This is a genomic window from Roseovarius halotolerans (assembly GCF_900172255.1).
Lineage (GTDB): Bacteria > Pseudomonadota > Alphaproteobacteria > Rhodobacterales > Rhodobacteraceae > Roseovarius > Roseovarius halotolerans.
Map to the genome: position 1 here is coordinate 600,323 of NZ_FWFU01000001.1, position 26,210 is coordinate 626,532.

25 protein-coding genes are annotated in these 26,210 nt (G+C 63.4%); 15 read left to right on the top strand and 10 right to left on the bottom strand.

Translation table 11 applies throughout. From position 1 onward, the window contains the following. Positions 1-78: 78 nt before the first annotated feature. The gene (locus tag ROH8110_RS02935; protein ID WP_085816269.1) at positions 79-1,059 is read right to left on the bottom strand and encodes a tripartite tricarboxylate transporter substrate binding protein; all 981 of its coding nucleotides are present in this window, start codon (positions 1,057-1,059) and stop codon (positions 79-81) included. A gap of 118 nt (positions 1,060-1,177) precedes the next feature. Here ROH8110_RS02935 and ROH8110_RS02940 point away from each other — a divergent pair, with 118 nt between their 5' ends. The 7 genes from ROH8110_RS02940 to ROH8110_RS02970 all read left to right on the top strand — a co-directional run bounded on the left by ROH8110_RS02940 (position 1,178) and on the right by ROH8110_RS02970 (position 8,062). Continuing rightward, positions 1,178-1,846: a response regulator transcription factor gene (locus ROH8110_RS02940; RefSeq protein WP_085816270.1), complete on the top strand. Its 669-nt coding sequence runs from the start codon at positions 1,178-1,180 to the stop codon at positions 1,844-1,846. Continuing rightward, complete coding sequence (locus ROH8110_RS02945; protein WP_085816271.1) at positions 1,843-3,213, top strand: sensor histidine kinase; 1,371 nt, start codon at positions 1,843-1,845, stop codon at positions 3,211-3,213. Before ROH8110_RS02940 ends, ROH8110_RS02945 begins: the two co-directional genes overlap by 4 nt. Continuing rightward, positions 3,183-4,217, top strand: coding sequence for an ABC transporter substrate-binding protein (locus ROH8110_RS02950; protein ID WP_085816272.1), 1,035 nt, complete (start codon positions 3,183-3,185; stop codon positions 4,215-4,217). The genes ROH8110_RS02945 and ROH8110_RS02950 overlap by 31 nt, the downstream gene beginning before the upstream one ends. Before the next feature lie 192 nt (positions 4,218-4,409). Then, positions 4,410-5,387, top strand: a complete 978-nt coding sequence (locus tag ROH8110_RS02955; RefSeq protein WP_085816273.1) for a TRAP transporter substrate-binding protein — start codon at positions 4,410-4,412, stop codon at positions 5,385-5,387. 6 nt (positions 5,388-5,393) lie between these two features. Beyond that, positions 5,394-5,906 carry a TRAP transporter small permease gene (locus tag ROH8110_RS02960; RefSeq protein WP_085816274.1) on the top strand — a complete coding sequence of 171 codons (513 nt, stop codon included), beginning with the start codon at positions 5,394-5,396 and terminating at the stop codon, positions 5,904-5,906. Positions 5,907-5,912: 6 nt separating this feature from the next. Continuing rightward, on the top strand, positions 5,913-7,187 hold the full coding sequence (locus ROH8110_RS02965; RefSeq protein ID WP_085816275.1) for a TRAP transporter large permease: 1,275 nt from the start codon (positions 5,913-5,915) through the stop codon (positions 7,185-7,187). Further along, positions 7,166-8,062, top strand: a complete 897-nt coding sequence (locus ROH8110_RS02970) for an isocitrate lyase/PEP mutase family protein (RefSeq protein WP_085816276.1) — start codon at positions 7,166-7,168, stop codon at positions 8,060-8,062. Before ROH8110_RS02965 ends, ROH8110_RS02970 begins: the two co-directional genes overlap by 22 nt. 65 nt (positions 8,063-8,127) lie before the next feature. Here ROH8110_RS02970 and ROH8110_RS02975 read toward each other — a convergent pair whose 3' ends face one another. Then, on the bottom strand, positions 8,128-9,495 hold the full coding sequence (locus ROH8110_RS02975) for an ATP-binding protein (RefSeq protein WP_085816277.1): 1,368 nt from the start codon (positions 9,493-9,495) through the stop codon (positions 8,128-8,130). Further along, positions 9,492-10,151: a response regulator transcription factor gene (locus tag ROH8110_RS02980; protein ID WP_085816278.1), complete on the bottom strand. Its 660-nt coding sequence runs from the start codon at positions 10,149-10,151 to the stop codon at positions 9,492-9,494. The genes ROH8110_RS02975 and ROH8110_RS02980 overlap by 4 nt, the downstream gene beginning before the upstream one ends. Positions 10,152-10,294: 143 nt before the next feature. Here ROH8110_RS02980 and ROH8110_RS02985 point away from each other — a divergent pair, with 143 nt between their 5' ends. The 6 genes from ROH8110_RS02985 to ROH8110_RS03010 all read left to right on the top strand — a co-directional run bounded on the left by ROH8110_RS02985 (position 10,295) and on the right by ROH8110_RS03010 (position 15,572). Beyond that, entirely contained in the window at positions 10,295-10,618 is a 324-nt protein-coding gene (locus ROH8110_RS02985) for a PepSY domain-containing protein (RefSeq protein WP_085816279.1), read from the top strand. Beyond that, positions 10,611-11,282 carry a cytochrome b/b6 domain-containing protein gene (locus ROH8110_RS02990; protein WP_085816964.1) on the top strand — a complete coding sequence of 224 codons (672 nt, stop codon included), beginning with the start codon at positions 10,611-10,613 and terminating at the stop codon, positions 11,280-11,282. Before ROH8110_RS02985 ends, ROH8110_RS02990 begins: the two co-directional genes overlap by 8 nt. Positions 11,283-11,469: 187 nt before the next feature. Next, positions 11,470-11,850: a PepSY domain-containing protein gene (locus tag ROH8110_RS02995; protein ID WP_085816280.1), complete on the top strand. Its 381-nt coding sequence runs from the start codon at positions 11,470-11,472 to the stop codon at positions 11,848-11,850. A gap of 38 nt (positions 11,851-11,888) precedes the next feature. Then, positions 11,889-12,359, top strand: a complete 471-nt coding sequence (locus ROH8110_RS03000) for a DUF2271 domain-containing protein (protein ID WP_085816281.1) — start codon at positions 11,889-11,891, stop codon at positions 12,357-12,359. An 11-nt stretch (positions 12,360-12,370) separates the two neighbouring features. Continuing rightward, complete coding sequence (locus ROH8110_RS03005; protein WP_085816282.1) at positions 12,371-14,578, top strand: PepSY domain-containing protein; 2,208 nt, start codon at positions 12,371-12,373, stop codon at positions 14,576-14,578. Then, positions 14,559-15,572 carry an FAD:protein FMN transferase gene (locus tag ROH8110_RS03010; protein WP_085816283.1) on the top strand — a complete coding sequence of 338 codons (1,014 nt, stop codon included), beginning with the start codon at positions 14,559-14,561 and terminating at the stop codon, positions 15,570-15,572. The genes ROH8110_RS03005 and ROH8110_RS03010 overlap by 20 nt, the downstream gene beginning before the upstream one ends. Before the next feature lie 454 nt (positions 15,573-16,026). Here ROH8110_RS03010 and ROH8110_RS03015 read toward each other — a convergent pair whose 3' ends face one another. From ROH8110_RS03015 to ROH8110_RS03045, 7 genes are all read right to left on the bottom strand, one after another. Beyond that, the gene (locus ROH8110_RS03015) at positions 16,027-17,157 is read right to left on the bottom strand and encodes an SAVED domain-containing protein (protein WP_121143631.1); all 1,131 of its coding nucleotides are present in this window, start codon (positions 17,155-17,157) and stop codon (positions 16,027-16,029) included. A 163-nt stretch (positions 17,158-17,320) separates the two neighbouring features. Beyond that, positions 17,321-18,862: a nucleotidyltransferase gene (locus ROH8110_RS03020; RefSeq protein ID WP_158274130.1), complete on the bottom strand. Its 1,542-nt coding sequence runs from the start codon at positions 18,860-18,862 to the stop codon at positions 17,321-17,323. Positions 18,863-18,954: 92 nt separating this feature from the next. Then, positions 18,955-20,823 (bottom strand): hypothetical protein, encoded by a 1,869-nt coding sequence (locus tag ROH8110_RS03025; protein WP_211330736.1) that lies wholly within the window; start codon positions 20,821-20,823, stop codon positions 18,955-18,957. A gap of 67 nt (positions 20,824-20,890) precedes the next feature. After that, positions 20,891-22,051 carry a T6SS phospholipase effector Tle1-like catalytic domain-containing protein gene (locus ROH8110_RS03030; protein WP_085816284.1) on the bottom strand — a complete coding sequence of 387 codons (1,161 nt, stop codon included), beginning with the start codon at positions 22,049-22,051 and terminating at the stop codon, positions 20,891-20,893. A gap of 281 nt (positions 22,052-22,332) precedes the next feature. Beyond that, positions 22,333-23,118, bottom strand: coding sequence for an ImmA/IrrE family metallo-endopeptidase (locus ROH8110_RS03035; RefSeq protein WP_085816285.1), 786 nt, complete (start codon positions 23,116-23,118; stop codon positions 22,333-22,335). Then, positions 23,115-23,531, bottom strand: a complete 417-nt coding sequence (locus tag ROH8110_RS03040; protein WP_085816286.1) for a nucleotide exchange factor GrpE — start codon at positions 23,529-23,531, stop codon at positions 23,115-23,117. The genes ROH8110_RS03035 and ROH8110_RS03040 overlap by 4 nt, the downstream gene beginning before the upstream one ends. Next, the gene (locus tag ROH8110_RS03045) at positions 23,521-24,078 is read right to left on the bottom strand and encodes a hypothetical protein (protein WP_085816287.1); all 558 of its coding nucleotides are present in this window, start codon (positions 24,076-24,078) and stop codon (positions 23,521-23,523) included. The genes ROH8110_RS03040 and ROH8110_RS03045 overlap by 11 nt, the downstream gene beginning before the upstream one ends. A 176-nt stretch (positions 24,079-24,254) precedes the next feature. On the opposite strand from ROH8110_RS03045, the gene ROH8110_RS03050 reads away from it, so the two are divergent. After that, positions 24,255-25,478 (top strand): nucleotidyltransferase domain-containing protein, encoded by a 1,224-nt coding sequence (locus tag ROH8110_RS03050; RefSeq protein ID WP_085816288.1) that lies wholly within the window; start codon positions 24,255-24,257, stop codon positions 25,476-25,478. A gap of 4 nt (positions 25,479-25,482) precedes the next feature. Further along, positions 25,483-26,205 carry a hypothetical protein gene (locus ROH8110_RS03055; RefSeq protein ID WP_121143630.1) on the top strand — a complete coding sequence of 241 codons (723 nt, stop codon included), beginning with the start codon at positions 25,483-25,485 and terminating at the stop codon, positions 26,203-26,205. The last annotated feature ends 5 nt before the right edge of the window (positions 26,206-26,210 follow it).

Consider the following 26,210-nt stretch of genomic DNA (forward strand, 5'->3'; position numbering starts at 1 on the left):
TTCCAGGTTTTTGTCAGCAGCAGGTCTGTCCGGGCCCGAGGACGGGCCGGGACATGAGTTTGAAGGATGGCGATGGCCTCAGAGGAAGCCGAGGTCGCGCATCAGGTCGCCGATCTGCCTTTCCTGGGCTTCCAGGAAGGTTTTGAACTCGTCGCCGGGGCGGAAGATGTTGACCAGACCCATGCGGGCGCGGATCGCCTCCCATTCGGGGGTTTCCATCATCGTGGCCAGAAGCTCCTGATAGGCGGCGAGCTTCTCTTCGGGCAGGTTCGGAGCGGCGAAGAAACCGCGCCAGTTGACGAATTCGGCGTCGATGCCCTGTTCGACAAAGGTCGGGGCCTCTTCATAGGCGGGGACGCGCTCGGCGGAGGTCACGCCGAGGATGCGGATTTCGCCCTGATCTGCCAGGGCCACGGCCTCGGAAAAGCCGGTCGAGAGGGCGTCGATCTCGCCCGAGAGCAGACCGGCCATCGCTTCGCCGCCCGCGTCATAGCCGAGATAGTTGAAGGCGGTCGGGTCTTCGCCCGCGCCCTGCATCACGATGGCGGCGACAAGATGGTCCATGCCGCCGGGCACCGACCCGCCACCGATGGCGAAACCCTGCGGGTCTTCGCGATACATTGCCAGCGCGTCTTCCATCGATTTGATCGGGCTGTCGGCGGTGACCACCAGCGCCGCGTAGTCGCCCACGGTGCCTGCGACAAGCGTCAGGTCACGGAAGCTCTGTGCGATCTCGCCGGTCAGGGAACGGATCACGATGGGCGTGGAGTTCACCATCAGCGTGCCGTGGCTGCTGGCAGCGTTCTCGATCAGGTTGCCGATCGCCACGCCGCCGCCGCCGCCCGACATGTTCTCGTAGGTCGCGGTGCCCACGAGGCCGGCATTCATCAGGGCCTCGCCGGTGCCGCGCGCCGTGCCGTCCCAGCCGCCGCCGGCGCCGCCGGGAATGAGAAAGTGGACGGAGTCCATCATCTGATCGGCCTTCGCGATGCCGGTCATTGCAAGAGTCGCAGCTGCCGCGGCCATCAACGCGCGGCGGGTCCACCCAGAGTGGTTCATTGGTAGTCCTCCCATTTGACAGGCGATCCTCCACCGCCCATAAAATCATCTAATCACGAAAAGCTGACAGAACCCTGACACATCAGCTGGCCCGCAATACCGGGAGCGAGGGAGGCCGATGCGATACCTACTGGTCGAGGACAATGTCGAACTGGCCGATGCCGTCATCAAGCGGCTGGTGCTGGACGGGCATGCCGTCGATCACGCGACCACCCTGGCGGGGGCCGAAGACTGTCTTGCCGTTGCCGGTTACGATCTCATCCTGCTGGATGTGATGCTGCCCGATGGCGACGGGCGGGATTTCCTCGCGCGCAGCCGCGCCCACCTGGAAACGCCGGTGATCGTCCTGACCGCCCGCAGCCAGGTGGCCGACCGTGTGAGTGCGCTGGATCAGGGGGCGGATGATTATATCACCAAGCCCTTCGATTTTGCCGAGCTTGAAGCCCGTTGCCGGGCGGTGATGCGGCGGCGGGGCGGATCGGCGCGCAACGAGATCGCGCTTGGTCCGGTCATCTTCGACCTGCTGGCCGGAACCCTGAGCGACGGAAACGAGATCGTGGAACTGCGCCACCGCGAGATACGCCTGCTTGAGGTCTTTGCCCGTCACCAGGGCCAGATCCTGTCGAAATCGCACCTGATGGACCGGCTGTTTTCCTATGACACGAGCGTCACCGAGAACGCCATCGAGGTCTATGTGGGCCGTCTGCGCCGCCGGATTGAGGGCATCGGTCTGCGCATCGAGACGGTGCGGGGCCTCGGATACCGGATCGAGACCGGAAAGACATGATCGAAACCCGATCCATCGGCAAACGCCTGACGCTGCTTCTGGCGGGCGTGGCCGCGCTGTTGTCGGTGCTGAGCTGGGGCATGGTCACGGGGCTGGCCCGGGAAGGGGCGCAGCGCACGCAGGACAACGTGCTTGCCGCATCGGTCACGACCATCGCCGAGACGCTGCGCAGCGAACAGGGCGAGGTGCGGCTGGAACTGCCCTATGCCGCCTTCGCGATGCTGGGCGCGATCAGCGAGGACCGGGTCTTTTATCGCGTGACCGCCGGTGACGAGATTCTCACAGGTTATGACGATCTGCCCGCCGCCAGCCCGGCACGGCCGGGACAGGTGGTGTTCGACATCGCGGACTATCGCGGCGTGGCGATACGGATGGCGTCGATCGCGCGGCTGGTCCTGGCGGGCGAGGGGCCGGTTCTGGTGACGGTGACGGTCGGCCAGACCCGCGATGGCGCGGGCGCCATCGCCGCGGAGCTGTCATGGCTGGCCGCGATCCTTGCGGTCGTGTTCTTCCTGGTGGCCGTGGCGCTGTCGGCGCTGGTTGCGCGCACGTCGCTGCGGCCGCTCAACGAGATCGCGGCGGCCATGTCGCGGCGCGGCCCGTCCGACCTGCGCCCGCTGTCGCGCCCTGCGCCCGCCGATCTGGCGCCGCTTCTGTCGGCGCTCAACCGGTTGATGGACCGTTTGCGGCAATCGATCCGGCGTTCCGAGGATTTCATCGCCGAAGCCGCGCACCGCGTGCGCACGCCCCTGGCAACTGTGCGCGCGCAGGCCGAGATCGCGTTGCGCAGCGCCAAGGGCGACACCGAAAAGGAGCGTCTGCGCCGGATCATCCGCGCGGTCGACGAAAGCTCGCGTTCGGCGGGGCAGTTGCTTGACCATGCGACGGTCGCCTATCGCACCGAGGATCTTGCGCATGATCCGCTGGACCTTGCCGATCTGGCGGCGCGGACCGTGGCGGCGATGGAGCCGACGGCGTCGATGCGCGATATCCTGTTGAAGCTCGAGACCGAACCGGCGCGGATCGCGGGGGATGCTATCCTGATCGAGAACGCGATCCGCAACGTTCTGGACAATGCGATAAAGTATTCACCCGAGGAGACAACGGTGTCGCTGCGGATCACCAGCGCCGGGGACGAGGCGCGTCTGACGGTGCGCGATCAGGGGCCGGGCCTGGGCGATGAGCCGGTCGAGGCGCTGACCGAGCGGTTCCGGCGCGGCCAGAACACCGAGAGCATCGTCGGATCGGGGCTGGGCCTGACAATCGCGGCGGATGTCCTGCGCGCGCATGGCGGGCGGCTGGAACTGGGCGGCAACAAGAACGGAAGGGGGGGCGCATGCGTATCCTTGGTCTTGCCCTTGGCGTGATCTGCGGGATCGTGCAGGGGGCGGCGGCATTCGCGATCGAAATCGAGGATCACCGCCATTATGCGGGCACGGGCGAGCGCGTGCTGCGGATCGTCTCGACCACGGATCTGAACGTGTTCGAGCCCTATGTCACCGCGTTTCAGGGCCTGCGCCCGGACGTGTCGGTCGACTATACCGTCGTCTCGTCGAGCGAGCTGCACCGCGCGATGCGCGCGGGCGCGGCGTTCGACCTGGCGATGTCCTCGGCGATGGACCTGCAGTTCCAGCTGGCCAATGACGGGTTTTCGCGCCCGTATCGCTCGGCGGCGACCGAGGCCTTGCCCGACTGGGCGCGCTGGCGCGACCTGATCTTCGCCTTCACCACCGAACCGGCGGTCGTGGTCATCAACAGCGCGCGTTTCGAGGGGCTTGAATTGCCCGCGACGCGTCAGGAGCTGATCGCCGTCTTGCGCGACAACCCCGAGCGGTTCTCGGGCGCTGTCGGCACCTATGACGTCCGCGACAGCGGCCTTGGCTATCTGTTCGCAACGCAGGAGGATCGTTCGAGCGATGCCTATTGGCGGCTGAACGAGGTGATGGGCCGCCTCGGGCCGCGTCTTTACTGCTGCTCGTCGCAGATGATCGACGACGTGGCGCAGGGGCGTCTGGCCGTCGCCTATAACGTGCTGGGCAGCTATGCCGACGACCGGCTCGCCGAGGATCGGAGCGGGCGGATGCAGATCCTGAGGATGCAGGATTTCAGCAATGTCATGCTGCGCACCGTGATCGTGCCCGCGACGGCAGAGGAGATCGACGCGGCGGGCGCGATGATCGACATGCTGGCCGGCCTTGGCCTGCGCAGTCAGGCGGGCGACTGGCCCTTGCCGGCGCTCAGCCAGACCGGCCCGCGGGAAAGCTCGGGCTTTGGGCCGATCCGCCTGGGGCCGGGACTGATGGCCTATCTCGACCCGCTCAACCGGCGGGCATTCCTGAGCGAATGGGAAAACGCGATGGAGCAGCGCTAGCAATCCGGCCTGCCGTCGCGGCGGCCTCACACGCGATCGTGCGGCGCGGGCACGGCAGCCGATCTGCCAGCGAGGGCCGTTGTCCAGATTGACAGAGTGAAACAAACCTGCATTCTCATCAACCTTACCGCGGGGGAGAGCGCGGCACAAAAAGTAACGCAGCACCACTGCGAACCATCGGAGGAGGAAAACATGAAACACCTTTTGGGCGGCCTTGCCGCCGCTGCCATGCTGTGCGCGACACCTGTCGTGGCAGAGACCACGCTGCGCATCACGCTGCAACTGCCGCTTGCCAGCCATTTGGGCCAGAACCTGCTGATGTTCAAGGAGGAGGTCGAGGCCAAGTCCGACATGAAGATCGAGATCTACGACAGCGCCCAGCTTTATCGTGACAGCGAAGTGCCCGAGGCCGTGGGCGCGGGCGAGATCGAGATGGGGGTCGCCTCGCTGACCCGCTATGTCGGGGAAATCCCGGCGGTCGATCTTTTCTACATGCCCTTTGTCCTGAACTCCGAGGAGAAGGTGCGCGCCGCAGTAAAGCCCGGCTCGCCCGTGCGCCAGCCGATCGACGATGCGATCCGTGAGACGGGTTCGCATGTGTTGTGGTGGCAGGCCTATGGCGGCTCGGTGCTGCTGAGCAAGGACGAACCGCTGAGCGGCCCCGAGGACATGCAGGGCAAGAAGGTCCGCGTCTTCGGCAAATGGCTGGGCGAATGGGTCAACGTTCTGGGCGGCGCACCGACGCTGATTTCCGGTTCGGAGCAGTTCCTCGCCTATCAGCGTGGCACGGTCGACATCGGTATGACCGGCGTGTCCGGCGTCGTGTCGCGCAAGCTGTGGGAGGTGATGGACGCGATCACGGTCGTCAACAACGCCGATATCGAGTTCATCGTGGTCGTGAACGAAGACGTCTGGGACGGGCTGACCGACGAGCAGCGCGACATCCTCACGACCGCCGCCCGCAACGCCGAAACGGCGGTGCGCGATTACATGTCGGAATTCGAGGCCGATGCCTACAAGCAGGCCGAGGCCAACGGCATGAAGGTCCACTATCCCTCGGACGAGGAAATCGCCGCATGGCGTGCCGCCTCGGCCCCGGTGATCGATGCCTGGCTGGCGGAATCCGGCGATCTTGGCCGTCAGTTGCTCGACGCGGCCGAGAAATTCTGACGATCCATGCAGGCCTTCGCATCCCTGGTTGATCGCGTCGCCGACCATCTGGCCCAGCTTTGCGGCTGGGCCTACCTGGCCATCGGGCTGATGCTCGGATTCGAGGTGATCGCGCGCTATTTTTTCAACGCGCCCACGATCTGGGCCGAGGAATTGTCGCGTCTGGTGTTCCTGTTCGCCACCTTGCTCGCGGCCCCGGCTCTGCTGCGCCAGAATGCGCATATCCGCGTCACCGCCCTGACCGCGCTGATGAATCCCGCGGCGCAACGCGCGGCGCGGCTTGTTGCGCTGGGCTTCGTGATTGCGCTGTGCTGCGTGCTGGTCTGGTACGGCAAGGATGCGCCGCTCAATTCCTATGCGCGCGGGCGATCCTCGGGTTCGATGCTGGATATTCCCGCATGGTGGGCGCAAACCGCCGTGCCGCTGGCCTTTGCCCTGCTGGCGCTACAGGCCACGCTTGAATTCATCCGCTGTGCGCTTGGCGCGCCGCTGCCCCCCGAAGCACATATGCCGGAGTAGGCGCTGGTGACCGTTTTCCTGATCCTGATCGCACTGTTCGTGCTTCTGCTTGTCGGTGTGCCGGTGGCCTTCGCCCTTGGCGGGCTGGGTGTGGGGCTGTTGCTTATCGGCGATTTCGCGCCGCGCATCGCCGCGACCGCGCTGCTGTCCTCGCTTGACAGTTTCATCCTGATCGCGGTGCCGCTGTTCCTGCTGATGTCCAATATCCTGCTGCGCGGCGGCGTCGGGCGCGATCTTTTTGCCGCGGTGCAGGCCTGGGTCGGGCACTGGCCCGGCGGGCTCGCCGTGGCGACGGTGATTTCCTGCGGGCTGTTCTCGGCCATTTCCGGCTCGTCAGTGGCCACCGCAGGCACCATTGGTTCGGTCGCCATCCCCGAAATGACCAAGCGCGGCTACCCGCGTTCTTTCGTGTTCGGCCTGCTGGCCGCGGGAGGCACCCTGGGTATCCTCATTCCGCCGTCGATCATCCTGATCGTGTATGGCGTGATCACCGAATCCTCGATCCTGAGCCTGTTCATGGCAGGGATCGGGCCGGGGCTTCTGCTGATGACGCTCTTCATCGGCTATTCGATGCTCTATGCGCGCTTCTCGTCGAAATATCGCCCGATGCCAAAGGCAACCTGGGCGGAGCGCCGTTCGACCGGGGTCAGGGCCATGCCCACGATGGCGCTTGCCGCGCTGATCATCGCGGGCATCTATGCCGGATGGTTCACCCCGACCGAAGCTTCGGCCATCGGGTTCCTTGGCGCGCTGATCCTGACCTTCGTGGTGCTGCGCAGCCTCGATTTCGCCGGGCTGCGCCAGGCGGTGATGGACGGGATGCGCGCCTCTGCGGCGATCCTGCTGATCGTGGCGGGCGCCAAGATATTCGGCAAGGCCATCGCGCTGTGGCGCATCCCGCAGGATGTGTCGACCTTCATCACGACCAATATCGACACGATCGGGTTCTTCATCATCGCGGTGGGTATCGCACTGCTTATCATGGGCCTCTTCATGGAGGCGCTTTCCATGATGCTGATCATGATGCCGGTGCTGGCCGGGACGGTGATGACGCTGGAGATCGACACCATCTGGTTCGGCATCTTCTTCGTGCTGATGGTCGAATGTGCGCTGATCACACCGCCGGTGGGGCTGAACCTCTATGTCATCCAGGCCATTGGCCGCGCCACGCTGGGCGAGGTGTCACGCGGCGCAGCGCCATTTGTCGCCATGATGCTGCTTACCGTTTTCATCATCTACTGGATCGAGGATATCGTTCTATGGCTGCCACGGCTCATGTAACGCCTGATACGCCTGCCGCCAGGCTGCGGGCCCGTCTGGAAAGCGGCCGCCTGCTGGTCACGCCATCCTGTGGCGATGCGCTGTCGGCGCGGCTGATCGAGGATGCCGGGTTCGACGCGATGTTCATGTCGGGTTTCGCTGTCTCTGCGCACCGCATCGGTGCGCCCGATACCGGCCTTATCTCTTATGGCGAGATGCGCGACGCAGTGCGCGATATCTGTGCCACCACGCGCCTGCCGGTGCTGGCCGATGGCGACACCGGATATGGCAACGCGATGAATGTGCGCCGCACGGTGACAGGATATGCCCGCGCGGGTGCTGCCGCGGTGATGATCGAGGATCAGCTTGCGCCCAAACGCTGTGGCCACACCAAGGGCAAGCTGGTCGTGGATCGCGCCGAGGCGGTGAACCGGATTCGCGCCGCGGATGACGCGCGCCGCGACGGTGGTCATGATATCCTGATCATCGCCCGCACCGATGCGCGCCACGGTCACGGGCTTGATGAGGCGCTGGCCCGTGCCGAGGCGTTCCACGACGCGGGTGCCGATATCCTTTTCGTCGAGGCGCCGCATGACGAGGCCGAGATGCGCCGTATCTGCACCGAGCTTCCGGGATGGAAAATGGCCAATATGGTCGAGGGCGGCGCAACGCCGATCCTTCCGCCCGGCGTGCTGGCCGAGATCGGCTATCATCATGCCGCCTATCCGCTGACCCTCATGTCGGCGGCGATACGCGCGATGCAGGATGCGCTGGAAGCCCTGCGCGACGGCCGCCCGCCCGAGAGGCTCTCGTCCTTCGATGAGCTGCGGCGGCTGGTCGGTTTCGATGACTATTACCAGACGGAACAGCAATACTCCGATCGTCGTCCCGACTGATCGCGCGGGCTCATACCCGTGATGCGCCGGTCATTCCGGCATCCGGTCTTGCACCGCGACCTGTGTCACCCGTCGCCGGAGCCGATGCCCGGCGCCGGATCCGCACCGTTTGTGGGCAGCATGACCGAGGCCTCGAAACCCGACTCCGCACCCGGACGCGGGGACTGGAGGATGAGCGAACTTCCGATCCGCTCCGCAATGGCTGCGACGATGGCGAGGCCGAGCCCGCTGCCAAGGGCATCGGCGTTCGCCCTTTCAAAGCGTGCCGTCAGGCGGCCGAGCATCTCGCGCGGCACGACGGGACCATCATTGGCGACGGCAAGGCGTCCGTCCGTCGTCAGGGTAACATCGACCGCCAGGTTCTCCGCCCCGTGGCGGAGGGCGTTTTCCACGAGGTTTCGGCACAGGATCGCGAAGGCGTCGGGGTCGATGTCCGACATGACGGCTGCGTCCGGCAGGTTCAGCGCGATGCGGCCCGGCGCGCCCTCGCGTCTGATATCGTTGACGACGATGCGCGCGATGGCGCGCAGGTCCGCGCTTTGATCGACCCGCAGCCGCCCGCCTTCGGCGCGCGCAAGTTGCATCAGGCGTTCGGAAAGCCGGGTCAGGCGTTTGAGCGTCGCCTCGATCTCCGAGGCGCGGGCACCGGCGGCGGCGTCGCTGGTCTCTGACTGAAGCCGCTGCGCCTGCGCGATGGCGCCCGCAAGCGGTGTGCGCAATTCGTGAGCGGCGTTGGCGGCAAAGCTGCGTTCGGCCTCGAACGCCTCGCGCAGCCTGGCGAGCAGCCCGTTCAGCGTTTCGGCCAGCGGCCCGATCTCTGTCGGGAGTCCTTCGGCGGGAACCTGTGACAGGTCACGGGCGCCGCGCGCCTCGAGCCGCGAACGAAACCGGCGCAGCGGATCGAGGCTGAAGCGGACTGCAAGGATGATGGCCGCAAGCGCAACCGGCAGGACGATCAGCAGCGGCAGGCCGAGGCCCATCTGGATCTCACGCGCGACCGACGCGCGATGGGTCAGGGGCTCGGCCACGGTGATCCGGATCGTGTCCTGAAGCGCCGCGTCGCTGTAGAGCCGGTGAGTGGCGGTCTGCCGAAACCCCCGACCGCCCCAGGGCGGGAACACCGCAGGGTCGGCCGCATGGGATTGCAGCAGGATGCGCCCCTCGTCATCCTGAACCACATAAGTAAAGAACTCGCTGTGCTCGCGGATGCGCGCAAGCCGCTGCGTCACGCCCTGATCTTCGCGCCCGACGATGTCGGTCACTGCCAGCGGCAGAATGCGCTCGGCCGTCTCGCGCAGGGCGCTGTCGAAGACCTCGTCCAGCTCGCCCCGGACGATCACGGCTGTCACTGTCGCCGCCAGCAGCCAGAGCACCGTCAGCGCGACGCCAACCGACAGCCCGAGCCGACCCTGAAGGCTGGCGGGCCATCTCATGGCCGGCCCAGCCTGTAGCCCATGCCTCGCTCGGTCTCGATGACGGTGCTTCCGAGCTTCTTGCGCAGGCGGCTTATATGGACCTCGATGGTGTTGCTCTCGACCTCGGCCTCGAAGGCGTAGAGCTTCTCTTCGAGCTGTGCCTTGGAGAGAAGCTGTCCGGGGCGCGCGAGGAACGCCTCGAACAGCGCCCATTCCCTTGCGGTCAGCGCGACCGGCTTGCCGTCACGGTGAATGCTGCGGGCAGCGAGATCGATCTCGAGCGGCCCGTGGGTGACGATGGGGTTCGGATTGCCGCTGTAGCGTCGCGCGACCGAGCCGATCCGGGCGGACAGCTCCGCAAGGTCGAAGGGCTTCACGAGATAATCGTCGGCGCCCGCGTTCAGCCCCTCGATCCGGTCCGACACCTGGTCGAGCGCGGTCAGGATGATCACCGGCGTCACGTCGCCTCGCGCGCGAAGATTCTTGAGAAACGCGATGCCACGACCATCAGGCAGCATCAGGTCGAGAAGGATCAGGTCGTAGGACGCGGATTTGGCGGCGTCGCCGGCGGCATCGAGGCGCATCACCCAATCCACCGACTGCCCATCGGCCGCGATCTGGTCGCGCACAGCGGCCCCCAGAACCGTATCGTCCTCGATCAGCAGGATGCGCATGCTCGTCCCCGTTCTTTTTCCATGACCCTCGATGATCCGCCTGGCTGACACGAAGCTGACAGGGGAGGCCGGAGCCCTTCAGGTTGCCGTCAGCTTCGCGGCGCATGGTTGCGTCAAGATGGCCGTAGCTAGGAGTTTGGCCCATGAAGAAGACATTGACAATTCTCGGCTTTCTCGCGGTCTTCCCGGCCGGTGGCGCGATGGCGGATGACGACTGCTTCGTGCCCATGGCCGACTGGCAGCCGCGCGACGTTGTCGCCCGACTGGCCGAAGAGAACGGCTGGACGGTGCGCCGGATCAAGATCGACGACGGCTGCTACGAGATCGATGGCCGTGACGCCGAGGGGCGCCGGATCGAGGTGACGATTCACCCGGCGACACTGCAGGTGATCGAGTTTGAATACGAGGACGAGGACGACGACGACGATCGCCCCCGCCGGGACCGCAAAGGAGGCGATGATGACTGACGCGCTCTCACACGAGGCGCCGGAGATGAACACCGCGCCAAGCAGCAAGGTCCGTGTCTGGGACCCGCTGATCCGGGTTTTCCACTGGGGCCTGGTCGCGGCCTTCGCGACCGCATGGCTTACCGCGGACGAACTGCAGACTGTTCATGAGTTCGCAGGCTACACCGTTGCGGGGCTGGTGGCCTTCCGGCTGGTCTGGGGCCTTGTCGGCAGTCGTTATGCGCGCTTCGCCCAGTTCCTGAAGCGCCCCGGCGAGACGCTCGCCTATCTTCGGGACATGACCCGCGCAAGCGAGCGGCGCTACCTGGGCCACAACCCGGCGGGCGCGGCGATGATCGTGGCGCTGCTGGTCACGCTGTCGGGCACGGCATTCACAGGCTGGCTGATGGAGGACGAGTCCCGCCTGGCGATGCTGCCCGCGATGCCGCAGATCGTGGCGCCCGCCTGGGCCGACGACGATGGCGACAGACACGAATATGGTGAAGGCGGTGAGGGCGAAGGTTTGCTGGAAGAGGTTCACGAGACGCTTGCAAACCTGATGCTGTTGCTCATCGCGCTTCATGTGGGGGGTGTCGTTCTGGCCTCCTTCCGGCACCACGAGAACCTGGCGCGTGCCATGGTGACGGGCGAGAAGCGCGGGCCCGGTCCCGGCGACATCGCCTGACCGTACCATGCCCAGGGCCGAGCGTCCCTTCGGCCCTGCCTGGCCTCGCCCTCACGGGTGGGGCCTTTTTCCATTCCGGCGACCTGTATTTTCCTGACGTCAAGCTGAAGCGGGAATCGCCAGCGCGTCAGGAAGCGCTCAGGTCGTGTCTCCAATTTGTCCTCAGCAGACGAAAGGAGACCCTGCCATGAAAACGACTTTGAATGCCTTCGCCCTGATTGCCCTTTTGCCCGCCGGCGCCGCGCTGGCCGAGGACGATGATTGCCATGCGCCCCGTGACCAGTGGCAGCCGCGCGAGGCCGCGATGCAGGTGGCCGGGACGAACGGCTGGACCGTGCGCGGATTCGAGATCGACGACGGTTGCTACGAGATCAAAGGCCGAGACCAGGAGGGCCGGGAGATCGAGGTGAAGCTTGATCCGGCGACTCTGCAAGTTGTCGAGATGGAGTACGAGGATGAGGACGACGACCGTCGCGGCGCCCGCAATCCCGCGCCCGCCGGCACGGTCGCCCCGCCGCAGAACGGCCTCTTCGGGAACGGCGCGGCTCCGAAGGTTCAGGTGAACTGAACCGCTCTCGATCCACTCTCAGAACAAGGATTCACCCGATGAAATCTCTTCTCGCAACGCTTGCGCTCTCCACCGCGCTGACGGTTCCCGGCCTCGCCATGGCACGGCCCGTGACACTGACCACGACCCTCAACAATTATGGCGGTGACGGGGCCTATCTTGCGCTCTATGTCACCGATGCCTCGGGGGCCTATGTGGGCAGCCTCTGGATGGCTGGCGGCAAGTCGAAGTATTACGAGCATCTGAGCGACTGGTATCGCGCCACCGGCGGCGACACTGCGCAGGTCAACGGCATCACCGGCGCCAGCGTGGGCGCAGGCCGCACGCTCGAGATCACGCTGGACCTGGCTGACGCGCTTTTTGATGCGGGCTACACGCTCCACATCGACGCGGCCGTCGAGGACATGCGCGACAGCCCGAACGAGGTGGCCGTCCCTCTCACGACGACAGGCGCGGGCACGCCCGTGCGCGGCCGTCGCTACATCGCCAGCTTCGCCTACGACATGTGAGGAGGGGGGCCATGATCCGTGCATTTCATCGTTGGCCGGGTCTTCTGGCCCTCGCGCTTGTCACCGTCCTGAGCCTGAGCGGCGCGGCGCTGTCGGTCTTTCCGGCAGCCGAGCGCATCGCTGCGCCGAAGACGGAAGACGGGCTGACCGTCGCCGCCCTCGCGGGCCGTGTCCAGGCCGTATATCCGGGCGTGGAGCAAATTCGCCGATCGCCCTCGGGCCGCATCACGGTCTACTGGTTCGACCAGGGCGCGCCGGGCGCTGCGGTGATCGACCCGGCGACGGGTGAGGGCGTGGCCTCGGCTGACCCGAACCGGGCCGAACGCTGGCTCACCAAGCTGCACCGTTCGCTTTTCCTTGGGGATGGCGGACGCATGGCTATGGCTGCGGGGGCGGCGGCGATGCTGGTTCTGTCGCTTTCCGGCGCGGCGCTGGTTGCGCGGCGTGCGGGTGGCTGGCGGCACTGGTTCGCGCCGCTGCGCGGTCTGTTTGCCGGGCGGCTGCATGTCGAGATCGCCCGGATCGCCGTTATCGGTCTTGTTCTGTCCTCCGCGACCGCCCTCTGGATGGCGGCCTCCACCTTTGATCTTCTGCCGGATGGCGGCGCCGCCCCCGCCGCCCCGGCCGAGGTGAGCGGGGAGACGGGGTTTGCGCCGGACCGGATGCCCACGCTGCGCGAGACGCCGGTCGCGTTGTTGCGCGAGTTGAGCTTTCCCTATCCCGGCGACGCGACGGACGTGTTCACGATCAAGACCGACCGGGGCACCGGATATCTGGATCAGGGCGACGGAAGCCTGCTGGCCTGGGGTGACCTGACGGGATGGGAGCGCGTCTCGGAAACGATCTACATGCTGCACACCGGGCAGGGAGCGGCGATGCTCGGCCTCGTGCTCGGCCTCATGGCGCTTGGCGTGCCCGCGCTGGGGGCGACCGGCGTCCTGGTCTGGCTTTCCGGGCGGCGCGGACGGCCGCGCATCCGGGGTAACCAGCCCGCGGGCCGTGCCGAGACGATCCTGCTTGTCGGCAGCGAGGGGGGCAGCACCTGGGGCTTTGCCGCCACGCTTCACGCTGCGCTGACGAAAGCGGGCCAGAGCGTCCATGTCGGCCCGATGTCGGGCTTCGCTCCGCTGCGCTACGGCAACGCCCGGCGGATCATTCTGCTTGCCGCGACCTATGGCGACGGCGCGGCGCCGGCTTCGGCGAAGGGTTTTCTTGAACGCCTGAATGTGCCCGGACCTGCGCCGGACATTCCTCTGGCCGTGCTCGGCTTCGGCGATCGCGGCTTTCCGGCCTATTGCGCCTTTGCCAGGGATGTCGCGGCAGCGGCGCAGGCGAAGGGCTGGCGCGCCCTTCTGCCGCTTGACACGGTCGACCGCCAATCGCCGCAGGATTTCGCGCGCTGGGGCCGTGCGCTCGGGGATGCGCTGGGCATTGCGCTTGAACTCTCGCATCAGCCGGTGCTGCCCGTGTTCGACAGGCTGACCCTGGTCTCGCGCCGCGACTATGGTGCCGAGGTGCAGGCCCCGACCTGCGTCCTCCGTTTCGCGCTTCCGCGCGTTCCGGTCTGGCAACGGCTGTGCGGGGCCGGTTTCGCGCGGTTCCAGGCGGGCGACCTGATCGGCATTCTGCCCGAGGGGAGCGCCGTTCCGCGGCTCTACTCGCTCGCCTCCGGTCGGCGCGACGGTTTCATCGAGATCGTGGTCAAGAAGCACCCCGGCGGCCTCTGCTCGGGTCAGCTCACGGCGCTGGAGCCGGGCGATACCGTCGCTGCCTTCCTGCGTCGCAATCCGGGTTTCCGTCCGGGGCGGGGCCGGGCGCCGCTGATCCTGATCGGCGCGGGGACCGGCATCGGGCCGCTTGCCGGCCTCGTACGCGGTAACGCGCGCGGCCGGCCCGTTCACCTGTTCTTCGGCATGCGCCATCCCGACAGCGATTTCTTCTACGGCGAGGATTTCCCCGGCTGGCAGGACGAGGGGCGTCTGACACGGATGGTCACGGCAGTTTCGCGCGGTGCGCGTCCCCATTACGTGCAGGACGCGCTGCGCGGCGATGCCTCACAGGTCGCGGAGCTTGTTCGCGATGGCGCGCGTGTGATGGTTTGCGGCGGACGCGAAATGGCGGCGGGTGTCGCCGATGCGCTGGCCGATATCCTTGCCCCGGTCGGCCTCACACCGGCAGTTCTGAAGGCGGAGGGGCGGTATGTCGAGGATGTCTACTGAGCTGGCGCGCATCGCCCTGAACGGCCCGACGATGGGCACGCGCTGGTCGGCGCTGTTCTTCGGGGGAGGCGACATCGACAAGGAGGCAGTCCGGCGCGCGCTTCAGGCGGCCGCAGACGAGGTGGACGAACAGATGTCGACCTGGAAGCCTGACAGCGACCTGATGCGGCTCAACGCGGCGCCGGTGGGGGAATGGGTGGCGGTGCCCGCGCAACTGGCGGCGGTCCTCGGACTTGGCATCAAGATTGGCCGCGCATCGGGCGGGGCGTTCGATATCGGCATGGGCGATGCGGTGACGGCCTGGGGCTTCGGACCTGGGGAGGCTGCACCGGAGCGTATCCGCGCCGCGATGAATGCCCCGCGTCGAGCGGCGCATGAAACCCTGGAGATCGATGGAACCCATGTGCGCAAGACCGCCGCCCTGGCGCTTGACCTGAACGGCATCGCCAAGGGCTACGGCGTCGACCGCCTCCATGAGACCCTGCGCGATCACGGAATCGCTGACGCGCTGGTCGGGATTGATGGCGAGATGCGCGCCACGGGCATCAGGCCCGATGGCGAGGCCTGGACCATCGCAGTCGAGGCGCCCGATCCCGAGCGCCGGACACCCCATTCCATCCTCGCGCTGAAGGATGCCGCCGTCGCGACCTCGGGCGATTACCGCCATTGGGTCGAGCTGCGGGGGCGCCGCCTTTCTCATACGATGGACCCGGCGCGCGGCGCGCCGCTTATCGCATCACCGGCCTCTGTCACCGTGGTGGCCCGCACCTGTGCCGAGGCCGATGCCTGGGCGACGGCCCTCATGGTGCTCGGCCCGGACAGAGGCGCGGCGCTCGCAAGGCGAACGGGACTCGATGCGCTGTTCCTCCTGCGCGATGAAGATGCCAAGATACGGGGCGTGGGCGCCGGGCGGCTATTCTCCGACGAGCCCGAGACAATCTCGTCCGCCGGGAGCGTCCAGCTGGCAGCGAGGGGCCGTTCTGGGTTCCAATGACGGGCTGGTGTCGACCGCGACCTGGTGGTCGGTCTGGCCGCCGTGGAACGGCGTTTGGGAGGCCGGTTGCATCGCGATCGGCACCGCGAAGGCACCCCGGAGTTTCTTGACGCGACCCTTGAGCGTGATAGCGATCGGGACATCAGGCCGAAGGCCGGTCCAGAGGCTTTGGAAGAGCTGGACGCGGTGCAACAATTCGCGTTCGGAGCAACATTGTATTGCACCAACTCGGAAAACAGGGGCAAAAGGCCCCGAAATCAAGGGAAGTCGGTCAGGTGACCATGAGCGAAGAGCGAGCAAGACAGGGGGGGGCGCACATCCGGCGGGCCGCGCGCCTGAGTGTCGCGCCGATGATGGATTGGACGGGTTGATCGTAAATAATGCTTTGAAAGCAATTTGTAAGCCGTGACTTGTCTGTACCAAGTACCAAATCCTCTTTAGATTTGGTCTGCGGCTACCCACCGATAGTGATTGCCGCTACGAACGCCTTGGCCTCTCGGCTCTGGTCGAAGATGCGCATGGGCAGATCGGCCTTGGGCATCCAGGCGCGACCGGTTTCCACGGCCAGGGACACCGGAACGGCGGGGAAGACGTTGATGAGAGCGTTTTCGCCATGGTGCGCCTTGATCCGATCAAACATGCCGCGAAGATGTCGTTTGTAGACCGATAGATCGTCTTGCCGCCTCATGATGTCGTTATGAGGGGTCTCCGCGGTAATCGACCAGATGGCGGCATGCTCTCCTAGGACAGAAAAGATCCGGCCGTCATCAATCGTGGCGCTCACACCCAGTTTCAGGGCGACGGGCAACTCCTTCGCACCGGAATGGTCTTGGGTTCGGAATGTAATAGCAGGTTGCTGTGACTGCCATTTCCAGGTCGCCGGTTCCCGATATTTTTGATGAACCGACACCGGCATGATGTCTCCGAGCAGGGTACCGAGTTCAATCAGAAGCGGCTGCGGTGCAAGCGCGAAGACGCTCAGCTGCTGGATTTCCCTCTGTTCGACCCGTTCCTTGACCTTGCGCGCGAACTGCCTGCGTAGGTGCTCGCTTTGCATGGCCCAAAAGGCCGGCTCCCCGTCACGCACCTCGGCGTTGAGCTCGATGTCGATCGTGCGTCTCTCCGCCGGATGCCGGTCAGGCGGCATGGCTGCGAATATCGCCTTGGTGGAGACAAGCGATTCGAGCTGTCCGATATTGGCGGCGAACCGCAGAACGTGTGCCGCGCGGTCGGCATCCATGTCCGTCACGATCTCGATCCGGCTCTCATGTTCCTGCTTCATCGCGATGAGTGTGGCCTCCGGGTAGTCGTCCACATGATCTACATCGATGAGCTTGTGATGGATCGGGCACATCAACATCAGGTTGCTGATGTCCTGTTTCAGCAAAGGGGACCTGACCTTGTCGCCACGCGGGCCGTTTTCGCTGTCGGCCACGATATGGGCGATGAAGCCGAACTTGCCGTCTTCCTTTCCGGCGATAAGGTCGCCGATCAGCAAGCGGTTGCAACCGGCGAATTCACACCGTCCGGCCGCGAGTGTCCAAAGGGAAATCTGCGTCGCCTTCGGGATATAGGAACTGGACAAGGGTCATCCTCCAAATTCAGGCCGCCCTTGGAATGGCGAACGATCTCATATTAGAACGGGTCGGGGTGGTTACCATCTTCATACTTGGCGGACAGTCGAATTCACCCGGGAGGGTCTTACCAATGACAAGGCCTCCGTCGCTTCATCTTGCCAGCATTCCGCATCAGGCGATGTTGACGATGAACTGGCCGCTGCGCGCCGCCAGCTTACCATTCTTGACGATGAAACATTCAATACTGTGCTGACCGCGATAGAGTGTGCTCTCGGTATGGGTCAGCCCGCCCCGCACCGCTGAATCCAGGTTGAATCCGCCGCGTAGACAATCTGCCACCTCTGCTTCACGCCCGGTGTTCACTACCTGCCAATAAACCTTGAACCGGCCCGTCAGGGTCGTTTCGGCCTTGAAGTTCAGTGAGCTGTGCTTCGGCAACGCAGCGCCGCCACTGATGAAAGGCTGGGGACGAAACCCCTTCTGCGTGAATGTCGCGGTGTCGATGGAGACTCTGCCTTCCGGCTTATGGGGCCAGCGCGGTTTGCGCATATAGGCCGGCGCTAGGATAAGGTTGGCGGCGCGCACAAGCGGCGCTACGTATCCCGATTTCTGGACCGGATTGCGCCGCCCGAGGGCCCGATTGACCAGTGCCGTGCCCATGTGCTCGCTCAGGATGGTTCCCGCGACATCGGCGGTGGCGGCCCGGTGAGCGGACGCGAAATCGGCGCGGGCCTGCGCGAGCCATTCGTGAAATGCGTCCCGCCGCTCCGGATTTTTTTCCCATTTGTCCGCGAAGTTCTCCGCAGGGTCGGCCGGGTTCTCGACCCAGTCAACACCTTCGCGCTGCATGATGTACCTGTCCATGTTGCGGAGGATGGAAAAGAGTGCACCTGAGAGATCATCTTCTTGATTGTAAGCGTGGGCGGAAAGCGTCGTAATCAGGATCGAGATCGGTTTCTCGTCAGTTCGGTCGCTGAACATCATATCACGATGACGCTTGAGGATCTGGATGGTCCCTTGCAGAGGCGTGCGCACGCGGTAGGTTGGCACTTCCTCGACGCTGGCCCGCATCTTGTGGGCCTCGTTCAGGGCACGGGTTCGGAAGGCTTGGCCCATGCGATCCCTGAACCACAGAGCGTAGCCTTTCGGATTGCTGCGCGGCCAGTCTCCGGCAATCCGCTGGAAATCAGGGTGTTCATTATCCGTGATGGCGAGGGCGGTGGCCCCGAGACGGGCAAGGACCGGACCTGCTTCCCTGAGGTATCGCCTCTTCTCGGAATCCGGCACGGCCGGCAGAACGTCCATGTGAAACTGAGCACCGTCGGCGTAGACCAGCGTCCAGCACCGCCGACCGTCATCCGGCTTGCTCATGCCGTGGCGCTTTGCATAGGCCCTGATTTCGACGCCGACCCGCCGCTTGAGCTCCGCCTGGCTCAGGGAGGACTTCTCGTAGCCGAGACGGCAGACCATATCGATGTCGTAGTCTTCCTCGTCCGACGCGGGCTTGATCGCCGTCCCCAAGCGGAATGAGCCCTGCACATAAACGTCAGGATCGCTCTCCCGCACGGTTGACTCCGGCCTGTGCAACCACTCACCAAGCGACTTGTAGCTTCTCTCGGCCTGCTCGTAGCGGCCTGGCGGCACCTGCAGTTCCTCGACAAGGTCTTCGAGCAGATCGTCGAGGGGTCGGGTATTCGGCAGCGTGAACGCCATGCAAATGGCCTCCTTTTAATCAAAGCGACAAATGGTACACGAGATCCCGAGGGTCCTGCGGGGGTGTTTTTGTGGATGGCCGACAATCCTGGCTAGCTATCATCCGCAATCACGCGGAACTCCGCTCCCAGCGAAAAACAATCAGCCCGCGCTCCGAGAAGAAGAGCATCCAGTTGCTGCATGCGACGGACATCTGATCGGTTCATGTCACCATCATCCATCCTTCCTCGAATGCTGTTGAAAACGGAACGGCGCGCCCGCGGCTGGAACACAACCACAGTCGTTTTCATGTTTGAGCCCAACCCATCGAGCATGGCGAGTAACGCGCCTCGGTTTTCCTGCCTTTGACCATTATGCCAGACTGCGTTCTCAAGTACGCCGTCGGCGTTTGCCCCCAACTTCTCTCGCAGCAACCCGCGGTCGATGTGGCGGAGATTCTTGATCGCCTGACCGACGACAACCTCATAGTCGGACACGGACAGCCCGCGGTTGTTTTTGTCAGACCCGCTTCCTTTCACGTGGATCAATGTCAGTTCAGGCGGGTTACTCGCGTCGTCGATATGGATGAAATCGGCCGACTCCATGGCTCCGTCGTCGCACACGAGCCAGCCGGTCTGCGGACCTCGTTCCGCCAGATTTGGCCAGTGCCTTGCAACCATGCCAAAAAGGGATTTGTCTTCGGCATTGCCGGTGTTCTCAACCGCAAACCGTTTGCCGTCCAATGGCTTCTCTTGCCAAAAGTCAGTTTCATCGTGTGCCATCGAAACCCACTGCCAGTCGGAGAACCTGGCGTCTCTGAAGCGGGTTTCGTAGAAATGACCGCGCGAGTACGTATGGCCCGTGTCGAAATAGACCGTGAGGTTTCCTGGGTCCCGGCAGATCGTAAGAATTTCAGGATCCCGGTCATTGTTGTTGAAACCGTCCACCTGCCGAATTTTGAGTCGGATATCTGCGCCTGTGGATTGCTCGAAGTCGTAGGCCAGTCGCCCAAGCCTGTCTGTTGCCCAGTATACGTCAGCCTCAAAGTTTGCGCTTCCGGCGACGGCTGTGACCTCAAACCGAGCTGCATCGCCAAACTGCTGGAGCCATCGAAGTTCGCCCTCATCTGCCTCGCCGTCGCCATCGTGCACCTGTTCGGGTACAATGAACGCGAGGTCGTAGGGCTGCTCAATTCCGTCTAGAGTAGAGATCGTCGAGGCGAGAATTGGGAGAGGTTTGTCCGGCCGCGCAGCATCGTTCATGCAGGTCGCCGCTCGGTCGAGAATGATGCCGATGGATCTGGTGAATTCGTTCCAGGACCGGGTGGGGCCAATCCAGATACGGCCTCCCGACGGGCTCGCACCGACGACCGCACCCGTCAAGTCGTCTGATAGCGACATCGTACTGCGGACCGAGCTGAAGTAATAGGTCTGGTCCCCAAGCGGATCTAGGGAGGTCTCCAATTCGAGTCCCGAGAGAATCTTGGAGTCAGGCTTGATTGCGGTTCGACGGTGTGTCCCGCTGAGCCAAAGCGTCCGAACCTCGCTCTCGACAAATGCCTTGTTGATCTGGCTTGAGCTGAGCCGCGTGATGCTCGCAAAGGGTCCGTCGGCGGCTCGTAGGACCTTCTTTGAAACCGAGCTTCGAAGGCCATTGTCGGAGAACAGTAAGGCGTACAGACTTCCGCGTCTGGCGACGATGATCAGCTGATTTAGTGTGTCTGTAATACCTTCTCCAGCGAACCAACTCGGAACTCTCTTTTCGACATAGTGCGCCAGGGCGATCGTCGTTCCCTCAACTTCGATCCAGGGGTCCAGAACAGTCGGAAATCTAGGTTTTTCCTTGTCCTTCTTTTCCGCATTTTCCTTGGCAAAATCGCGGATCGCAGTGATCAAATCGCTCGGGCCAACCGCCTGATCATTTGTTGCACGGTAAAGCGCAACAGACAGGTACGGTGTGCATTGATCGCTGGATATTGCCATTGGGATCTCTCAGCTTGCCGGTCTTGGGTGGGTGACCAGTAGGGGTCTGATCAGTTTCTCCGCGCGCTCACGCCTCAATCTCAAATGATTTTGGTAGATTCTGCGGCTGGTAGGCTGGAAAGGTATTTTTCCGCTGAAACACCGAATCGTGGATAAGAGCATTTTCCGGAATCATGCGCGGCTCGTAGTGCGGCAGATACAATCCGAACTTGGCTTTGCGTGCTGGCCACTCTCGCCATTTTACTTTCTTGGGTAGCCACTCGAGAATCCGCCAGGCACCGGTTGCAGATTTATGCAACTCTGCACCCGCGCTAGGTTCTACGTATTCATGTTGGCTTTCACGTCTCGCCTTACCTTCCACAAGATGATTGAACATCGACGTGTTCGCATTCAACCCGTGTGCCTGTGCTTGTCGGATCATCCAATGGAGTGGAAACTTTGACAAGCCGCTCTCAGCTTCGGGATAGCCACCTCCGATGTCGGAATGGCAACCCGAGAACCAGACCTGCCGGCTGTCTTGCTTTCGAGGCTCTGACGTCGAGAAGCGGTTGGGTTTGAACTCCTGTTCATCTTTCCAAGGCCGCAAACGGAACATCCGGCGAAATTCATCGATAGCGATCGCTTGACGAAAAACTTCAACGCTGGGGTTCTGCAGCGTGTAGGGCAGCGTCTCCAGGCTAGGGAAATAGAAACGGTCTGGGCGTGGCACGATGACCGATGCAACCGTATCCCATACGCCAAGAAATTTGATCGGTATCGTTCGCCCGCCTACGATTCTACGGAAATGCCAGGCGACAGACAGATCCTCCCCATCCATCGCGGCGCGCTTGTAGGCAGCAAATGCGTAGCCGACGTAATTCAATTGGTCCGGGCGCAGCAGTCCGAGGAGATGCATGAAGCCGGCAAGGACGCGGACGCTGTAGGCCCCTCGACTGAACCCGAAGAGAAAGATTTGGTCGCCATCATCATAGTTGTCAGCTAGGAACCGATAAGCGCCGAGGACATCGTCGTCCAGCCCATAGCCGGTGGCCAAGCCCAGGATACCTCTTACGTTCTGGCTAAGTCTTCCCCAAGTCTTTCTTTGGCCCAAGGTCCCGACGCCGGGGTCATAATACACGACCTGATTTTCGTTCTTCTCTAAAATACGATAAAGCTTAAGAATATTCGACATGTTGACGCCGATTTCATTGCCCGTTCCGTCACAGCAAACGACAATTTTCTTCGGCATCAAGTATCTCCTCTAGCTATGCATAAAGAACCTACCACGGTATGGCGGGGCTTCAACTCAATCGCGCATCACCAACGGTCAGTAGAAGACCAAAGCCTGAACAGAGCGAACTAAAGAACGCGGACGCTACGGAGAGCAGGTCAGGCGCGCATTACCAGCACCTTTTTTGGCAAGAACAGCCGGTGTGTAAAACGGCATACATAGCTGACTCCAATCTCGGGATGACCGTCAACGCGCCTGCGGTCTCATGACGTTCATAGCCGAGAAATGACGGCCTGTCCTCAGTCGGCGAGCATCCTCTTGCTTCGCGCCACCAGTAGCGAGACAACCTCGTTCTCTTGAGTTCTGAACGATTGTTCACCCAGTTCGATCTGGTCAGCCCACTCGACATCGAACCATGTGTCGCCCTCGACAGTCGACATGAAGCGGTCATCCTGAGCGGCGCCGTACAGGATATCGTAGGCTCCGCTCTCTTCGTCCAGGCGATCCTTCGGAAACCATATCTCGGCGATGCTCTTCGACCGAACGAACCAGTGACGTCCGTCTTTGCCGTATGCGACGAGCAGAGAGGGGTGCACATCGCTCTCGACCAGACGATAAGCCATCGCAGTCAGGCTGACATCGAAACGCGCCGCCAGCTCCCTCACGGTTTTCATGTCGAGGCGATTGAAGTCACGCATCGCGTTCTTAAGCATGAAGCCAGGCATCAGCAATTCCGCGGCAAACCGGTTGGCCGCGGCTTCTCGTGAGAGGCCTTTCAGCTTGATCCCGCTGCCCCTGATATCATCCTTGCTGCACAGAAGCTGATGCCCGCGGTGCCATTCCCAGTGTCCTATTTCGTGCGCCAAGGAAAACCGCTGTCGGCGGGGAAGGCTACGGTTGTCGATCGAGATTATCGCTCGACCAACATCGGCCCTGCCGGCAATGCAGGCATCACAACCGTCCAGTTCGCGATACTTGACTTTCGCGCCGCTCAGCCACGCAATGGCTTCCAGGTCGATCCCTTCGGGCTCGTTGATCGAAAGAGATTCAAGAAGCCTTGCCGCGGTCCGAGATTGATGGGTCATTTATCGGGTTCGTCCTGATCATCTCCCCATGCGTCATCGTCGAACAGCTCATCGAAATCCTCATCGAGGGCCGCCTTGTCGCGCTCGGACAATTCCTTGCCATTTCGCGCAGCCATGGTGTCAGGAGTGAAGCCCTCAGGGCGTGACTTGGCCTCGCGCTTTCTCATCGGGACAACATTGGCCTTCGACCGATTTCGGTCGCGTTCAAGAGCTGCGCGAGCATCCTTCAGGCGCGTCGAGTCAGCTTGAGCGATCGCACCTTGCAGCCACGCATCCATCGACTTGGCAAAAGCAGCCGTGTCTTCGCCTTCAGCCTTGGCTTCTTCGAGAATTTCCTCTGGCGTCATCGCCAGGATGTCCTCATTGATCGCTTCCTCGAGACGATCGAGCTTCGACATCTTGTCATTCACCATGGATCATACTCTTGAGTTCCGGGTGCGCATTTACCTTACGTCTGAACCGCTTGCGCACAGTCTCGTAGCGGGTCACGTCGCCATTGAAGAGGCCAAGGAGATCGTCCTTCTCCCAGCCCTCCATGATGCCTTCAGCCAGGGCCTCGGCTTCTGCGTCGTCTTCGAAAAGTGCCATGACATAGGTCACGACCTCGGTTTCGAGCACCAGATCGGCCGCGCTGGTGTCCTCTGAAATCGCATCGGCCGCCGCATCTATGTCCCGGTCAATGTTACGCCGGAACCCGATTTTCGGGTTCTCGGACACGATGCTCTTCATCACGCCAGAGAGGAAGGCGAAGAGGTTCAGCCCCTTCGGCCACCGGCGCTTGCCCTCGATCGCTCTGCAGATCGCCTCCTGGATGACCTCATCTTCTTCGCCCGGTCGGCGGACCCGGCATCGGTTTCGCGCGAGGCGCCGGAGGTAGGTCCATTCTGCTTCCCCGAAAGAAAGCGCAGCCTTGAACTCGTCAACGGTGTGGAACTGGTCTTCGGTTTTCGCCTGCTGCATGGGCCGCCCTCGTTGCCGCTATTAGTGTCTGCGCCCGAGAACCATGACGCCGGACAGATTTTTTTTAGCTCCGTGTGTCCGGAACTCTCGCTCTGGTGCGCATACCATAACAAGGGCCCGCTGGCAGCCCTTCCCAATAATATGGTGACGCATCACCGAGCAGAGAAAGAAATCGCATGAACGTTCCGAAAGACAGACAGATCACTTCCAAGGAAGGTACCCTCCGGGCCATCGTCCGGGAGATCACTATTCCGCAGACCTATGACGAGAAGGCGCGTGGCCGGTATCGGTCCATCGGCGAATGGCTCGACCGCCCGGACTCGAAAGTTCATCACCTGAAGCCGAAGATCTCGGCTCAGGGCTCGTTCGCCCAGGGAACCGTGATCCGCCCCGTCGGCGACGGCGACGCCTACGATGTCGACGTGGTGTGCGAGCTTGAAAAGAGCGACCACACGCGGATGTCGCAGGCCGAACTCAAGAGCTTGGTAGGCCTGGAGATCAAGGCCTATGCCACGAGGCATCAGATGAAACAGGCGCCGCAAGATTGTCGGCGCTGCTGGACGATGGAATATGCCGACGAGGCGGACTTCCACATGGACATCCTTCCGAGCATCCCCGGGACAGGCGGCTACGTGGCGTCGCTCGTCGCCGCCGGCTACGATCTCGAGGGGGTTCGCTCCTACACCAGCACGGCGATCGGCATCACCGACAAGAAGCATGAAGGCTATCATGAGCGCGGCGTGACCTGGCTCGTCAGTAACCCGAAGGGTTATCTCCGCTGGTTCCGCGGCCGTCAGCGCCAGGTGCTCGAGGAGAAGCGTGCCCAGATGAACGCCGCTGGCCGTGTCATTGCCTCGGTCGAGGACTTTCCGAACCACGAGGTCCAAACGCCTCTCCAGGACGCCATCAAGCTGCTGAAGCGGCACCGGGACGTGATGTTCGACGGAGATGAACACAAGCCGATCTCGATCATCATCTCTACCCTGGCGGCAGCCTCCTACAACGGCGAGGCGACGATCTCGGAAACACTCCGGAACATCCTGCCTAAGATGCAGCGTGCGATCGAGGACCTCGGACCCGTCGCTGTGATCCCGAACCCGTCCTACCCGGCGGAGAATTTCGCCGACAAGTGGGAGGACAAACCGGTCAAGCGCAGGAATTTCGAGCGTTGGATCGCACGCGCCCGCCAGGACGTCCTCGCCTACCTGGCCGGCAGCCGGTTCGACGCCATCCCGCCCGCGTTCCGGGATAGCATGACGGCTGAAACGATCCGCAAGGTCGCGCCCCTGATGTCCCTGACTACGGCCGCAGTGGCTGCCAGCGCGGCCGTGGCCGCCGAAGAGGCCGCCGCGGTAAAAGCCTCGGGGGCCACGACGAAGCCCTGGTTCCCGGGTGAATGACGCGGTGAAGACACTCCTGCGAGACGTCCGGGATGCCCTCTACGTCGACCAGCCTTACCTGGAGATTGCGGGCCGGGATGAGGCGGTCGTCGTGGAGGGCACCTACCTGCTGTTGGCGAAGCTGCCTGCCTACCGGGATCGTGGTCCCTTGGCGGAGCATCGCATCAAGATCGAGATTCCAGCCGACTATCCGGCGACAGAGCCGAGGGTCACGATGCTGGATGAAAGCATTCCCAAGCATGACAGCTTCCATTGTTCGTCCGCGGGTGTCTGCTGCGTCACCGTGTTCGAGACATGGGTGGTGACCCAGAAGGACCCGTCGATCGGGGCCTTCCTGGAGGGGCCGCTCAGGAACTTCTTCCTGAGCCAGCTACTCCGGCGGGAGGGCAGGGACTGGCCGTTCGACGAATGGGGTCATGGAATCGATGGCTGGATCGATGCGGTGGCCGAACTCATTGGGTGCCGCCCGAGAAAGACCGAGGTTCGGAATGTTCTGGAACGCCGGCGCGACGATGACCCTCTGGACATGGAGGCCGGGTGCCCCTGCGGAGGCCGACTGTCAGCGGAGGAGTGCTGCGGCACCCCGCTCCAGGATTTCTGGATGCAGGTGAGCGCGGAAACGGCGGAGGCGTGGCTTGGGCGGTTGGTCGACCTGACCCCGAAGCTGTCGCCCCGAGAAGTGCAGCGAAGAATCCATAGAAACCGCCCCTTCAGGCGGGTGCAGTGAGGACG